The sequence below is a fragment of the Rothia sp. HMSC062H08 genome (assembly GCF_001810775.1).
Classification (GTDB): domain Bacteria; phylum Actinomycetota; class Actinomycetes; order Actinomycetales; family Micrococcaceae; genus Rothia.
The window spans coordinates 54,280-68,930 of record NZ_KV802666.1 but is presented as its reverse complement, the minus strand read 5'-3'; the positions used below and the strand labels follow the sequence as shown (position 1 = coordinate 68,930).

Below are 14,651 nucleotides of genomic sequence, written 5' to 3'. Positions count from 1 at the left end.
GGTGCGCATAGAACTTCAGCAGGCACGCAAAAGTGCGGCGGGAACGAATACTGTTCCCGCCGCACTTTCGTGAGGTCGTCTGAGTGAGTTAGCGTGTGGGGCTTACTTCTTGGAGCCCAGCAGCGCCAGACCCGCGCCGAGCATCACGATGTTGTTTGCGAGCTGCTGGCCGTCCTGGGTGGGGCGGAAGTACTCGTCGTGCATGTCCGGGTTGCGGAAGTACATGGTCATCAGGTTTGCCGCGAATGCGGTCAGGCCTGCACCCGCCAGGCGGGAGGGGACGAAGGGGGTCAGCAGGGTTGCGCCGAGTGCGGTCTCTGCGCCGGAGATGAGCTTACCGAAGGTTGCTGCGTCCAGCTTGGAGACTGCGGGAACACCGGTTGCCGCCATCTGCTGCAGGAAGGCGTAGGTGCCTTCGTCTGCCTTGAGCTTCTTGACGCCTGCGTCGAGGATGAGTGCGCCGGCGGTGAGTCGCAGTACTGCGTTGGAGAACTTGCTCATGATGTTGTCCTTCTGTTCTGTAGTTGGTTGGTTAGGTTTTTGTTGAACGGTTTCTACTCTAGACCCGGTTTCTCGCCGTGTAAAGTTTTACACGTAAAGTTTCTAAATATTTTTTGAAAACCCGGCAGAAGCCTGCAGAGAAGGGGTGTGATCTAAGGGTGATACGGGGCGTGTTTCGGGTGAAGGCTGAGGGATGCCACAGGCTCGTCCCGTCTCAATCGCCCCGTCTCAAAAATCTGGTGATGTTGTATTCCTTGTACTTGTGTGGGTATGAGGGGGTAAAATTTGAAATTATGCATTCTCTGCATAACCTTTTATCGGCGATGCAAGAAATCGGAAGCCCCGCGAAATCGGAGCCCACAAGCCCAAGCGCACCGCGCCGGCTCGGGAAGCGCGGGAACCGCCTCCTGGCGCGCCGTTCAGGATTATGTATGAATACCAGCCACCCGGACTCGCCCCCGAGTGAATTTTAGGGCGAATCGACGCAGGAAAGAGGAATACGTGACACAGCAGCCAACGCCGCATAACTCCGTCACCGGCCTAGACTCCGAAGCAGAGCACTCCAAGCTCCAGCGTGGACTTAGTTACCGGCACATCCAACTGATTGCAATTGGCGGCGCCATCGGTACCGGCCTCTTCCTCGGCTCGGCAAAGACTATTGCGCTGACCGGCCCCTCCATCGTCTTCGTCTACGCAATTATCGGTAGCGTCATCTACTTCGTGCTGCGCGCCATGGGTGAGATTCTGCTCTCCAACCCCAAGTACAAGTCCTTCACTGACTTCATTACCGACATTCTCGGCCTTCGCGCCGGGTTCTTCGTCGGCTGGTCGTACTGGTTCTTCTGGGTGGTCACCGGCATCGCGGATGTTATCGCCATTACCGGCTACGTCAAATACTGGTGGCCGGATATTCCCGCCTTCGCCCCGGCGCTGACCGTTATTGTGGCGCTACTGCTACTGAACCTGCCCTCGGTGAAGAACTTCGGCGAAATCGAATTCTGGTTCGCCGTCATTAAAATCGTCGCCATTGTGTTGCTCATTGTGGTGGGTGCGCTCATGGTTGCCTTCAGCTTCACTGCGCCCGACGGTACCGTCGCCTCCGTAGCGAATCTCTGGGATCACCCCGGTCCCTCCGGTAGCGGTATTTTCACCCAGGGTGTGACTGGCTTCCTGGGCGCCTTCCAGATTGCGCTCTTCGCATTCGTGGGTGCTGAGCTGGTCGGCACCGCCGTGGCGGAAACCAAACATCCCGAACGTACCCTGCCCAAGGCAATTAACGCGGTGCCCTTCCGCATTGGTCTCTTCTACGCCCTGCCGCTGTTGACCATCCTCGCCGTCACCCCCTGGGACAAGCTGGACAAGTCCATGAGCCCCTTCGTGGGTATGTTCTCCCTGGCTGGCATTGGTGTTGCCGCCTCCCTGGTGAACTTCGTGGTGCTGACCTCCGCGGCATCTTCGGCGAACTCCGGTATTTTCTCGACCTCCCGCATGGTCTACGGTCTGGCGCATGACGGTGCCGCCCCCTCCGCACTGGGTAAGCTCACCAAGAACGGTGTGCCCGCCAACGCCCTGTACCTGACCACCGTGATGCTGCTGTTTAGTCTGGTCATGCTGTACGCCGGTAGCGGCATTATGGAGGCGTTCACCGTGGTGACCTCGGTGGCGTCGATGATGGGTATCTTCACCTGGAGCATGATCCTGATTGCGTACCTGGTGTACCGCAAGAAGTTCCCGGAGCGCCACGAAGCGTCCGAGTATAAGATGCCCTGGGGTATCGGTATGAGCTGGTTTGGTCTGGTCTTCTTTGCTGTGATGGTTTACGCCCTGAGCCTGTACCCGGATACCGCTGTTGGTTTGGCTCTGACTCCCGTCTGGTTCATTGCTCTGGCTATTGGCTACGAGATTCTGACTCGCCGTCATGCGGCGAAGCGTGCACGCGTGGTGGCTTCTGAAAACACCGCTGACGAGGCTGGTCAGAAGTAGTTTCTGCTCTTTCTGCAGTGTTTCTGCGGCACTGTTGGTAAGCCCCGTTTCTGCATTCTTTTGGATGCGGAAACGGGGCTTTCTTGTGCCCCTTGATCGGATGCTGAGCGGCATTTTTTGCACCACTTAATATGATGCAAATTATAGATATAAGTCACTTTTTTCGTGTCAAAGCATGTTCTTGCACCCTGAACACCTGTAGAATAACTATCCAAGTAGCTGTGAGAGCTCCCAGAAAAACTCCGCGTTGGTCGATAGCGTGACACTTCCGAACACAGCGCGGTAACTGGTAGAGCCCCAGTCACGCCCCGAAATCCGGGGCCGCCCCGCAAAGCAACTAGCCGCATATTCATACAGAGATTCTGTCTGCTGCGATATGACAGTTGTTATCCAGCAAAGGCACATGCGGTACGGGGTACAACCGCTGAAAAGAGGACGTCGTGACTGAACAGAACAACGTCAGCCTGAATCCTAAAGCTCCCGAACAGGGAGAGCGACTGCACCGCGGTCTAAGCAACCGCCACATCCAGCTCATCGCAATCGGCGGTGCCATCGGTACCGGCCTGTTCATGGGCTCCGGCCGCGCTATCTCCATGGCGGGTCCCTCAGTTATTTTCGTGTACATGCTCATCGGCGCCGTCATCTTCCTGGTGCTGCGAGCTATGGGCGAGATTCTGCTCTCCAACCTGAGGTACAAGTCCTTCTCTGACTTCACCACCGACCTTGTCGGCCCCATGGCGGGCTTCTTCCTCGGCTGGTCCTACTGGTTCATGTGGGTGGTTACCGCCGTCGCGGACATCATCGCAATCGTCGGCTACCTGCACATGTGGTGGCCCGACCTGCAGCCATGGATCCCGGCGCTCGCCGTCATCGGCGTGCTGCTGACCCTGAACCTGGTCTCCGTGAAGAACTTCGGAGAAATCGAATTCTGGTTCTCCATGATTAAGATTGTCGCCATCGTCGCCCTGATTATCGTTGGCGGCGGCATGATCGCCGTCGGCTTCACCTCGCCCAGTGGTGCGCAGGCATCCGTCGCAAACCTCTGGAACGACGGCGGAATGTTCCCCAACCACCTGATTGGCTTCCTCGGTGCATTCCAGATTGCCGTCTTCGCGTTCATGGGTTCCGAGCTCGTCGGTACCACCGCCGCAGAAACCCAGGACCCCGAAAAGACCCTGCCCAAGGCAATTAACGCCGTGCCGGTACGTATTATGGTCTTCTACGTGGGCGCGCTCGCCGTCATCCTGATGGTCACCCCCTGGCGCCTGGTCAGCCCCGATAAGAGTCCCTTCGTCGCCATGTTCACTCTGGCGGGCCTGGGCATCGCCGCGCATATCATCAACTTCGTGGTGATTACCAGCGCGACCTCCTCGGCGAACTCCGGTATCTTCTCCACCTCGCGTATGGCATTCGGCCTGGCACGCGAGCGCAGTGCACCGCAGTTCCTGGGCAAGATTTCCAAGAATGGCGTGCCGCATAACGCGCTGTTCCTCTCCGCCGTGATGCTGCTGTCCTCGATTGTGCTGCTCTACGCGGGTGACTCGATCTCTCGTGCGTTCAACCTGGTCACCACCGTGGCTGCGGTGCTCGTGATTTTTGCGTGGGCCATGATTATGGTCAGCTACCTGATGTATCGCAAGAAGTTCCCCTCGCGCCACAAGAAGTCGAAGTTCCGTCTGCCCGGCGGCCGTTTCTCCGCGTGGCTGGCTCTGGCGTTCTTCGCTTTCACCATTGGTGTGCTGACCATGAACGAGGAAACTCTCATGGGTCTGCTCGCGATGCCCGTCTGGTTCGTGATTCTGGGTATCGGCTGGGTCTTCAAGCGCCGCGCTGATGCCCGCCGCCACGAGGCAATCTCGACCCGCACCGCGCAGATTGCGATTGTGGAGGCGTCCGAGATTTTCTCGGCACGCTAAGCACCTGCGCTAAGCCACGCTGGCTATCGGTGCCGGTTATCTCGGTACCGGCTATCAGCGCATGCATAAAGCCCGCGTCACCTGCTCCTCATTGGGAGTGGGGGACGCGGGCTTTCGCTATCTCCAGGGATGAATCCGAGAGGCTCTAGAGATGAACCCGAGAGGCTCACGGGAGTGGGCGCTTAGAGAGGCGCCACCTCAGCCTCTTCGGCAAGCGGGTCGTTGTCGTCATCGGTGCGGTAGAAATCCCAGCGTTCACAACCGCAACCGGAACGCATCGCCTCAATGACGGCGGCAGCTGCCTCCAGCGGGTCGAGCGCGTGCAGGTTCCACAGCGCATGCACCGGTACCGGGTGCCTCCAGCCGTGCTCCTGTAGGAACTCCGGGTCGAAGGCGGGCAGCGCCTCGACGGTGGGTTCAAGCTCGCAGAGGAAACCGGTGGGGGAGCGGAAAACCGTCACCACGGGGGTCGGGTCGGCATCTTCCAGGCAGGCTCCGTCGAAGAAGTAGTAGGTGCTCAGGCGGCGGTTCCAGGCAAGCTGCGCGAGGCGTTCACCGAAGACTTCCACCGTCTGCTCCCACTGGGTGCGATGGTACGCCGCCAGGTCGGTGTGGGCGGTCTGCACCACGCCGATGCCCTGCTCGGTGAGTTCGCGGGCGCTCAGACGCGCGGGTTCTGCCTGTTCTGCCGGTTCCGCGGGAGTGTCCGCAGGGGAGCCGTCCGGGGTATTCAACTCTGCTAGTTCTGCTTCGGTGAGCTCCGCGTTAGCCAGCTCAGCGTCAGCGTTAGTTAGCTCAGCGTCGAGGAGCTCAAGCTCCTCAGCGGCGTTCGCCTCAGCGGCAGCTGCGTTTGCTTCGTTCTTCGTCCACAGGCGCAGCTCGCGGGCAATCTGCGTGCGTCCGCGGTGCAGGGTCGTCTGCCATGAGCCGAACTTGGCGCGTACCGCGCCCAGGGGCGGCACCTGCTCAATGAGCGTGGGAATGGTAGACCAGTAGCCGTAGTTCAGCGCCGTCGGCTCGCGGTCGTAGCGGGCACAATAGCTCAAAAACAGGCTCAGAGTCTTCGGTGCAAAATCCTCGGGTACTGCCGCGGCGTCGATATACCACTCGTTCTCGAGCGCCTCCGCCGGGTAGATGCCGGTGCGGAGCATACCCAGGAACCAGTCGCCGTCACCGAGGTAGTCGTTAACCGTCTGTGCGGGGGCAGGCCACGCCGATTCGCCCTCCATGCTGGCGGCAAGCAGGGTGTACAGGCTACCGCCCTCGGTGCCGATTTCTTCCAAGCCGCGCAGCCGGATGTCCTCGAGGGTCTGCGCGTAGGCTTCTTCCTCCAGCTGGGAGTAGGGGTGTGCGGCAAGGTACTTAAGCGTTGCGCCAATCTTCGCCAGAACGTGCGCAATGTCTTCATTGCTGAAGTGGCGTGCCTCCAGCGCGGGCGGCAGGTCGTGAATAATATCGCAATCAAGAATCAGCGCCGTGTACTCGGGCTCCGGAGGCAAATCGTAGGCTTCCGCGAAAACGTACCAGAGGCCGCATGCGAGTACCGTGTAGCTCGGGGCGTCTGCCGTGACCGGGCCAAACTGCCAGATGCCGGAGTCCAGCGCATAGTTCAGGTGCTTCTTGTTGATGTGCGGGTACAGAAAATTGAGGCGGCGGAGAACCTGGGTAGGGGTGAACCCCAGCGCGGCGAGTTCGGCGATGAGTTCCGCGTACTCGTCGTGAAAATCTAAGTAGCCCTCCGGCGCGTTTAATAGCGCGGCTTGTTCGCGCATGGGTCCCTCTTTCATCTGCGGGATGTGGCGGCACCATGTCGTACCGTGCCGCCGAAACCCTGAATGTGTGCACGCAGACAAGGGCGTTTGCGTGGTGTGAGGCCACCCCTTATCTGCATGAATAAGCGATATTTTTCAAAAAATATGCTCTTTTATCTAAATTTATCGCTGAAACTAAGCACTATTCAAATACGTGAACCCCTAACACGGTTTCTTACGGAAAGATGACAATGTTTAGCGCACCCACAGGGCAAAATGTGCGTAAAGACTCGTAATCTGCACTAGAAGATGCGATAGAAAATACGCTTACCCGCACCCGCACAGGCGAGCAAAATACGCCCCGCGCTGACTCTATCCTCAGCACCACCGCTCAACCCATGAGCCGCGGCGAAATATGCGAAACTGGAAGGATGAGCGAACACCCCCTCCCGAGCAGCATCCGCCCGCGCGCGGATCGAGCTGCAGACCCCGCGCCTAGTAGCGCCGCCGGCAACGAACCCAGCAGCGCCGCACACCGCGAAAAACACGAAACCGGCGGCACAGCTGAGCAGCCCGCCGAGCACCTCATTAACGCGCTCGCCGTAGAAACCGGCATTGCGCCGCACCGCATCCGCGCAGCCGTGGCGCTGCTTGACGCCGACAACTCCGTACCCTTCATCGCCCGCTACCGCAAAGAAGCAACGGGCGCACTCACCGACACCCAGCTGCGCACCATCCAGGCGCGCCTGGGCCAGCTCCGCGCCCTCGAAGAGCGCCGCAACCGCGTGCTCGAAGCGCTCACCGAACGCGCCGACGAAGGCCTCATCGACCCGCTCACCCTGCTACAGCTGCGTTCCTCGCTCATGAACGCCGCCACTATCGCAGACGTGAACGCCATCTACGCCCCGTACCGCAGCGAGCGCGTGACCCGCGCCCAGATGGCGCGTGCCGCCGGACTTGATTCCCTCGTCGAAGACCTGCTGGAGGTGCCCCTCGCCGAGGCGCACGCCATCGCCGCCGCGTACATTACCGATGGCACCGAAGACGACGAGGATGAGGGTATTGAGGCTGCGGAGGCAGACGAAGCCCTGCAGATTCACAGTGCAGAAGAGGCTCTCGACGGCGCCCGCGCGATCCTGATTGACCGCGCCCTCACCGACCCGGTGCTCGGCGAGAAGCTCTTGACCCGCCTGCGCGAGCAGGGCGTCATCGAATCCCGGGTCATTGCCGGGCACGAAAGCGACGGCGCAAAGTTCTCGGACTATTTCGCCTTCTCGGACCGTATTCGCTCCATCCCGCCGCACCGCGTGCTGGCCCTGCACCGCGCCAAGGATGCCGGCGTGGTGCGCCTGAAGGTGGACGTGGCACCCGCCCCCGCACCGCTCAGCCGCCTGCGCGGTGCCGCCCGCGTCGAGGCCGAGGCCGCAGCCGAAAACTACGAGAACGTACGTTCTACATACGAGCGTGAGGTGGCCGCCGCGCTACGCATCCCCGTGCAGGTGCTCAACACCGTCGACGACGAAGACCGCGTACTCGGCTGGCTCGCCGCCACCGTGCGCACCGCCTGGCGCAGCCACCTGCGCCCGCGCCTTGCCGAACGCATCCGCCACCAGCTACTCAATGCCGCCGCACAGCACGCGACCGAGGTGTTCGCCTCCAACCTGCGCGATATTCTGCTCGCCGCACCCGCCGGACACAAGACCACCCTCGGCCTGGACCCGGGCCTGCGCCACGGCGTGAAATACGCCGTAGTCGACGGTACCGGTGAGCCGCTGCGCGTGGGCACCGTCTACCCGCACGCCCCGCGTAACCAGTGGGCAGAAGCACTGCGCGAGCTCGCCGCCGCCTGCCGTGAGCACGGCGTGGAACTTATCGCCATCGGCAACGGCACCGCAAGCCGCGAAACCGACAAGCTCGCCAGCGAACTGATCCGCACCCTGCGCGAGGAAGGCGCAGAAGCACCCCAGAAGGTGACCGTCTCGGAGGCGGGTGCCTCCGTCTACTCCGCATCCGCCCTCGCCGCCGCCGAGCTGCCCGACTACGACGTGACCGTACGAGGCGCCGTCTCCATTGCCCGCCGCCTGCAGGACCCGCTCGCCGAGCTCGTCAAAATCGACCCGCAGTCTATCGGCGTGGGTCAGTACCAGCACGACGTGCCGCCCGCCGCCCTGCGCCGCGCCCTCAACGACACCGTCGAAGACTGCGTGAACGCCGTGGGCGTGAACCTCAACAGCGCCTCCGTGCAGCTGCTCGCGCACGTGGCGGGCGTGGGTACCGCAACCGCCGAACGCATCGTCGCCTACCGCACCGAACACGGCCCCTTCGCGAACCGTCAGCAGCTGCTGAACGTGCCGCGACTGGGCGCGAAAACCTTCCGCCAGGCGGCAGGATTTATTCGCATCCGCGGCGGTGAGGAGCCGCTGGATGCCTCCGCCGTGCACCCGGAAGCGTACCCGCTCGCGCGCCGCATTATTGCCGACGCGCAGGCGCGCAACGGCGCCCACTGGGTTGCTGGCGCCCTGAGTACCTCGGATGGAACCGACCCGCTTGCCGGGTTGAATCCCGCCGACTACGTGCAGGATAGTCACGAACAGGACAGCCACGTGCTGGAGAGTGTGGAAGCCACCGCCGGTGTGTACACGGTCGAAGACATCTTCGCCGAGCTGCGCCGCCCCGGCCTGGACCCGCGCGGTAGCTTCCGCACCGCCCGCTTCTCCGAGTCCGTCTCGCACTTCGAGGACGTGCGCCCCGGCATGGTGCTCGAAGGTACCGTCTCGAACGTGGCGGCATTCGGCGCGTTCGTGGATATTGGTGTGCACCAGGACGGCCTCGTGCACATCTCGCAGATGAGCCGCGGCTACGTGGCGAACCCGCACGATATTGTGCGCAGTGGCGACATCGTGCAGGTGCGCGTGGTGGAGGTTGACCCGGCGCGCCGCCGCATCTCCCTCTCCCTGCTGGTGGAGGACGAGAACTAGCGGTGAAAGATAAGCTGCGGAGCGCTCGCTAAGGATAGCTCTACAAAAACCATCCAATCCGAGAACGAGCGTTCGCTAAAAACTTGCCCCTGAGAGCGTCAACCCTGAGAACGCAATAAAGCCCCGACAAGCACTATCTGTGCCTGTCGGGGCTTTACTCTGCCTAGCTTCAAGCCCCTAGACGCGGGACTCTACGCTCCAGCTTAGAAATCAATGTTCGCCGGGTCAGCGCCAATACGACCCTCGGGGCTGGACAGCGCATCCACAGCCGCGATGTCCTCGGCGGTCAGCTTCACGTTCACCGACGCCAGGTTCTCCTCAATGCGGGAGGGGGTCGCGGACTTCGGGATAGCCACGGTGCCCTTAGCCAGGTGCCATGCCAGCACGACCTGCGCGGGGGTTGCGCCGTGGCGCTCCGCAATCTCAGCCAGCACGGGGTTCTGCAGCAGATCGCTACCGTTGCCCAGCGGGCTCCATGCCTGAGTCGCGATGCCGTACTCGGCGTGAACGGCGCGCAGCGCCTCCTGCGAGAAGTAGGGGTGTAGCTCAACCTGGTGGATGACCGGAACCACGCCGGTCTCCTCGATAATCTCGCGCAGCTGCTCCTCGGGGAAGTTCGAAACACCAATCGAGCGGACCTTACCCTGCTTCTGCAGCTCAATCAGCGCACGCCAAGAATCCAGGTACAGGCCCTGCTGCGGCTTAGCCCAGTGAATCAGGTACAGGTCAACGTAGTCGGTACCCAGCTTCTCCAGGGAAGCCTCGAATGCCTCGAAAGCGCTCTCGTAACCCTGGTCAGAGTTCCACAGCTTGGTGGTGAGGAAGATATCTTCGCGAGGCACGTCAGAGTTAGCGATAGCGCGGCCCACGCCCGCCTCGTTGCCGTAGCTAGCGGCGGTGTCGATGTGGCGGTAGCCGATCTCCAGGGCGGTGCTCACAATCTTCTCGGCGACCTCGTCCTCAATCTGCCATACGCCGTAGCCCAGCTGCGGAATGGATCGGCCGTCGTTGAACGTTACGTTCGGTACGTTGTAGCTCATGATGCTCCTTCGTTTTCTGCGGGGGAGGCGAGGCCTCCGCGGGGTTCATTGGTTCTCTATGCTACGCCCGCGGCCGAGGCGAAGACGAGCCGGTTGTGCCTCGAGCTTAACGATGCGAAGAATCATGACGAGTCGCGGCGGGGGAGAGGGGCCGCTATCTCGCGTCCTTCTCCTCCGGCAGCGCGAAGAGCTCGCGCACGTCCTCGGCCGTGACCGCCGCGGAGGCGAACTCGCCCTCGCCGACCACCGCATCGAAGAGCGCGGCCTTCGAGGCCTTCAGCTGCATGACCTTCTCCTCGATCGTGCCCTCGGCGACCAGCCGGTACACGTGCACCTCCCGCTCCTGGCCGATGCGGTGAATACGGTCCACGGCCTGCTGCTCGGCGGCCGGGTTCCACCACGGATCCATGATGAACACGTGGTCCGCCTCGGTCAGGTTCAGACCGAAACCGCCGGCCTTGAGCGAAATCAGGAACACCGGCGCGGCCCCGGCGCGGAACGCCTCGATGACCTCGGCACGGTTGCGGGTAGAACCGTCCAGGTACAGGTGACCGATGCCCTCCTTAGCCAGGCGTGCCGAAATGCTCTTGAGGTAGCCGGTGAACTGGCTGAACACCAGCACTCGGTGGCCCTTCTCGAGCAGATCGGGTAGCTGCTGAACCAGGTAGTCGCGCTTGACCGACGACACCCCGGCGTAAGCTTCCGGATCAATCAGCGCGGCATCAAGCGCCAGACGGCGCAGCAGGGTCAGCGACTGGAAAATCGTGAATCGGTTCTTGTCCATATCCTCCAGCAGACCCAGCACCTTCTGGCGTTCACGCTGCAGATGCGTGTCATAGATGCGGCGGTGACCGGGAGCCAGCGGCAGGTTCACGCGCGTATCGTTCTTCGCCGGAAGCTCCGCCGCCACCAGCTCCTTGGTGCGGCGCAGCATGAGCGGGCGGATGCGCCGGCGCAGACGAGCAGCCGTCGCCGCGGCGTGCGCCGGGTCCTCGCCGGATTCCGCCGGGCGAGCGTACAAGTCACGGAACGCACGGGCGGAAGGGAACAGACCGTCCGCCACAATCGCCAGCAACGCCCACAGCTCCATGAGGTTGTTCTCAATGGGCGTGCCGGTCATCGCAATCTTGGTGCGTGCGGGCATTGCGCGGGAGATGGACCAGGCGCGGGTGCCGGTGTTTTTGACGAATTGCGCCTCGTCCAGCAGGAGCGCACCCCAGCCTTCGGGGGCGGACTGCTCGCCCATGAATTCGTCAACGGTACGGCCTAGCGTGCGGGCGTAGCCGGTGTAGGCGTCCTCGTCCATGCGCAGCAGTGTGTAGCTGGTCAGCACCAGGTGAGCCCCGGCGATGCGCTCAGCCAGCGGGGTCTTACCGGCGGTGGTTTCGGTAATGGTCACGACCTTCGCCTCGGGCAGGAAACGTTCCGCCTCCGCCGCCCAGTTGGTAATCACGGAGGTCGGCGCAACCACGAGGAAGGGCGCGAACGGCTCGACGCTCTCACCGCGCTCGGCAGCACGTTCGGAGGCAGCACGATGCTCCTCGATCGCGTGGGCGAGCAGGGCGAGAGCCTGCACGGTCTTACCCAGACCCATATCGTCGGCGAGAATACCGCCCAGACGCTGCTCATACAGGAACGACAGCCACTGGAAACCTTCCACCTGGTAGGGGCGCAGGGTTGCCTGCAGGCCGGTGGGTACCGGGCGCTGAGCGATAACCCGACGGGATGCCTTCTGAGGTGAGGGGAACCCCTGAGTGCCCTTGTCGAGTGCTTTTTCAGTGCCCTTTTCAGAGTTCTCTTCGGTGCTTTCCTCGGCATCCTCCAGTCCCTCAACCAGCTCCAGTAGCGAACGCACCTGAGCATCCCAGCGTGCGGTCGTATGCACGCTCGCCGCCAGTGACTCCAGCTCAGAGAACAGCCCCGCCTGGTGACGGTTAATGCGCAGCTCGCCGCCCGCATCGTCGAGTTCGCGAGCCTCCGCGATGAGGGTGCGCAGGGTCTTAAACTCGGGTCGACGCAGCGAGAAATAGGTGCCGTTACCGAGCAGAATACGGTCCGCCCCGCGGTCGAGCGCCTCAAAAATCTGGGCGAACGGCACGGTCCAATTATTGACCTTCACCGCAATGCCCAGGCCGAACCAGTCACGAGAATTGCCCTCGCTCACGGTGATTTCAATAAGCGCGTCGGTTGCCTCCACGAACTCCGGCGGGGTGCCGTTAAAACGCACCTGAACAGCGGAAACACGGCGAAGCTTCGGCAGAATCGAACTCAGCAGCTCGCGGGTTTCCCACCCCTCAATGCGGCGCTCCTCCAACCCGGAAAGCGCCGGATGGGCGGCAAGAATCGCGCGCACCGAACGCAGTACGCGCGCCTCAAAACGTTCATCACGCACCTCGCCGCCCTCTTCGCCGGGGTAGCCGAAAACGGGCAGGGACTGCACATCGGATGCGCTCGCAGGCTCCTGCGCGCTCGCCTCCTCCGCGAAGGGGTTCAGCGGGTACTCCCAATGCCAGCTCAGCTGCGCATCGTGGCGAACCTGCTCGTCAAAGCTGACTTCAAGCACCAGATGCGGCGGCTTCACGCGCGGCAGCGCCAGCGCCGGGTCGGGGGTCAGCGAAGGAATGGAGCGGCTGAGCGCGGGCAAGTACTCCTTCTGGAAGGTGGCACGCTCGGCGGCGGGAATACGCACGGTTCCGGCGCTAATCAGCGATTCGGAGGCGGCATCGAGCGGCTCAACCAGGGGGATGAGCGCCAGCTCCACACCCTCAGGCAGTTCGGGTACGGCGGGGGAGTAGCGCACCCGTTCACCCTGTGCCGGATTATTCTGCGCCGGGTTGATGGTCGGGGTAGGGGACTCAGCAGGCACCTCCCGCGCGTCCTTTTGCACGAAAGACTCACGGCCCACTTCATCCAGCGCACCGGGGCGGGCGGTCTTCCAGTGCACCGCCTTTGCCGCCTGCTCGTACTCCTGCTGGGCGAGCCCGCCCAGGGCAAAGAAGCCGGTACGCGGGGTGCCGATGGGGTGGCAGTGCGCGGCGGGCAGCCAGAGCTGGCGCAGCAATTCGCCTTCGCGTCCTTCCCAGCTGAGCGCGGCTTGAAGCTGCAGGCCGGCGCCTTCTGCGTGCTTCTCAGCGCTGGCGTGCAGGCGCACCTGTGCGGGGCTCAGCACGGCGTAGTTCACTTCGCGGCCGTTGATCAGCAGGGGCAGGCCAATATCCTCCGCGCGGGCGAGTACATCCCAGAGCAGAGTGGAGGCAGATGCGCTAATCGAAATCCAGTCGCGGTGCGAGGAATACATGTTCTGCCAGGGGCGGGCAATCGAGTAGAGCTCGGCGAAGAATCGTTCGTGTTCGGGGTAGATTTCGTGCCGTCCGACGGGTCCGCCCACGCTGGAGGCGAAGGTTTCCCAGCTGAGTCCGCCCTTGATCCAGCGCCCGGTTTTGGACGCCATGAGCGGGCGGGCGAGCAGGTTAATGCTGGGGGTTGCCCCGGGCATATTGCGGCCGCGCGCGTAGGAGCCGGAGACGCTCAGTGAGAAATCCAGGGCACCGCTCACGCGCATCGAATCAATGCCCGCAAGGTCCTGACGTGCGGAAAGGACGGAGGAGAGGTCGCGCCGCCAGGCAGAAATTTTGGAGGCGGTACCGTCCAGCACGTTGGGGGAAGAGCCCAGCTCGTTGAGCGCAAAGCTTTCCTGAGGGTTTTCGGGCTCGGCAGTCTCCGCGTCAGGTGCGGGTAGGTTCGCCGCGGTGGTGAGTGCACCGGAGGCGCGTAGCGCCGCGAGCGGGTCGGCGGCTTTCTTCGCCTCAGCAACATCTGCGCTCTTCGCCGCTACGCCATGAGAGCCAGTATTGGGCACGCCAACGGGGCCGGGGTGTTCGCTGAGTGCCTTTTTCGCTACGGAGGCGCGGTCGAGCGCAGTGAGCATGAGCGCTACGGCGTGCTTGCAATCGGTGAGCACGGGGCAGGTGCAGCGGGCGGTGAATGTTGCGGAGCCACTGACGGCGGGGAAGAAGCGAACGGTCACTTCGTAGGGGATGATGGTGCTTCCGTTGACGAGCCCGGTGAGGGTGCGCTCGTCTTCGTCGTAGCTGTAGCGGATGACTTCGCGGTTGCGCTGGTAGGCGAGGCCGCGCTGGTAGGTGCGGTGCCCGGCCTGGCGAATGATCTGCGGTACGGTGACGGGAATTTCGGGGAAGGGGTTGTTGGCGCTCACCAGCTCATTATCGCGTATTGTGCGGGCTTGCGCCTTGTCGCCGGTCATTTGCTGGCGGCTGCCGGGCTGGCTGTCAGACTGGCTGCTGGAGCGACTATTGAGCGGTGGTTTGGGGTGTATTCCGTATTTGTGGTGGGGGAGTTTTTAACGCATAAAAACACCGGTATTCACATAAGATATTCCGCGCAGTATCAAAAATTCACCCCATTTAAAACTTTCCCACAAGCCAAAATGCTAATAATCTAAATCTCTTTCAAAAAACGCTT

Annotated in this window: 7 protein-coding genes; 3 read left to right on the top strand and 4 right to left on the bottom strand. The window is 62.3% G+C overall.

Translation table 11 applies throughout. The features are described 5' to 3' along the window. Positions 1 to 102: 102 nt before the first annotated feature. Positions 103 to 501 carry a hypothetical protein gene (locus HMPREF2765_RS04490; protein WP_070604416.1) on the bottom strand — a complete coding sequence of 133 codons (399 nt, stop codon included), beginning with the start codon at positions 499 to 501 and terminating at the stop codon, positions 103 to 105. A 501-nt stretch (positions 502 to 1,002) separates the two neighbouring features. Between HMPREF2765_RS04490 and HMPREF2765_RS04485 the strand changes: the two genes are divergently transcribed. Both HMPREF2765_RS04485 and HMPREF2765_RS04480 read left to right on the top strand, forming a co-directional pair. After that, positions 1,003 to 2,484 carry an amino acid permease gene (locus HMPREF2765_RS04485; protein WP_049341472.1) on the top strand — a complete coding sequence of 494 codons (1,482 nt, stop codon included), beginning with the start codon at positions 1,003 to 1,005 and terminating at the stop codon, positions 2,482 to 2,484. A gap of 440 nt (positions 2,485 to 2,924) precedes the next feature. After that, positions 2,925 to 4,400, top strand: coding sequence for an amino acid permease (locus HMPREF2765_RS04480; protein ID WP_070604415.1), 1,476 nt, complete (start codon positions 2,925 to 2,927; stop codon positions 4,398 to 4,400). A 182-nt stretch (positions 4,401 to 4,582) separates the two neighbouring features. Here the strand turns inward: HMPREF2765_RS04480 and HMPREF2765_RS04475 are convergent, their stop codons facing one another. Next, the gene (locus HMPREF2765_RS04475) at positions 4,583 to 6,172 is read right to left on the bottom strand and encodes a dehydrogenase (RefSeq protein WP_070604413.1); all 1,590 of its coding nucleotides are present in this window, start codon (positions 6,170 to 6,172) and stop codon (positions 4,583 to 4,585) included. A 410-nt stretch (positions 6,173 to 6,582) separates the two neighbouring features. Between HMPREF2765_RS04475 and HMPREF2765_RS04470 the strand changes: the two genes are divergently transcribed. Further along, positions 6,583 to 9,129 carry a helix-hairpin-helix domain-containing protein gene (locus HMPREF2765_RS04470; protein ID WP_210390883.1) on the top strand — a complete coding sequence of 849 codons (2,547 nt, stop codon included), beginning with the start codon at positions 6,583 to 6,585 and terminating at the stop codon, positions 9,127 to 9,129. A gap of 203 nt (positions 9,130 to 9,332) precedes the next feature. On the opposite strand, the gene HMPREF2765_RS04465 is transcribed toward HMPREF2765_RS04470, so the two are convergent. Together HMPREF2765_RS04465 and HMPREF2765_RS04460 are read right to left on the bottom strand one after the other, a co-directional pair. Further along, on the bottom strand, positions 9,333 to 10,169 hold the full coding sequence (locus tag HMPREF2765_RS04465) for an aldo/keto reductase (RefSeq protein WP_070604411.1): 837 nt from the start codon (positions 10,167 to 10,169) through the stop codon (positions 9,333 to 9,335). A gap of 154 nt (positions 10,170 to 10,323) precedes the next feature. Then, positions 10,324 to 14,433 carry a DEAD/DEAH box helicase gene (locus HMPREF2765_RS04460; protein WP_070604409.1) on the bottom strand — a complete coding sequence of 1,370 codons (4,110 nt, stop codon included), beginning with the start codon at positions 14,431 to 14,433 and terminating at the stop codon, positions 10,324 to 10,326. Positions 14,434 to 14,651 lie beyond the last annotated feature (218 nt).

What these genes read in the sequence shown, in the direction of transcription:
- HMPREF2765_RS04475 (WP_070604413.1), bottom strand. Translation starts at nt 6,172, where the DNA reads ATGCGCGAACAAGCCGCGCTATTAAACGCGCCGGAGGGCTACTTAGAT.
- HMPREF2765_RS04490 (WP_070604416.1), bottom strand. Translation starts at nt 501, where the DNA reads ATGAGCAAGTTCTCCAACGCAGTACTGCGACTCACCGCCGGCGCACTC.
- HMPREF2765_RS04465 (WP_070604411.1), bottom strand. Translation starts at nt 10,169, where the DNA reads ATGAGCTACAACGTACCGAACGTAACGTTCAACGACGGCCGATCCATT.
- HMPREF2765_RS04460 (WP_070604409.1), bottom strand. Translation starts at nt 14,433, where the DNA reads ATGACCGGCGACAAGGCGCAAGCCCGCACAATACGCGATAATGAGCTG.
- HMPREF2765_RS04470 (WP_210390883.1), top strand. Translation starts at nt 6,583, where the DNA reads ATGAGCGAACACCCCCTCCCGAGCAGCATCCGCCCGCGCGCGGATCGA.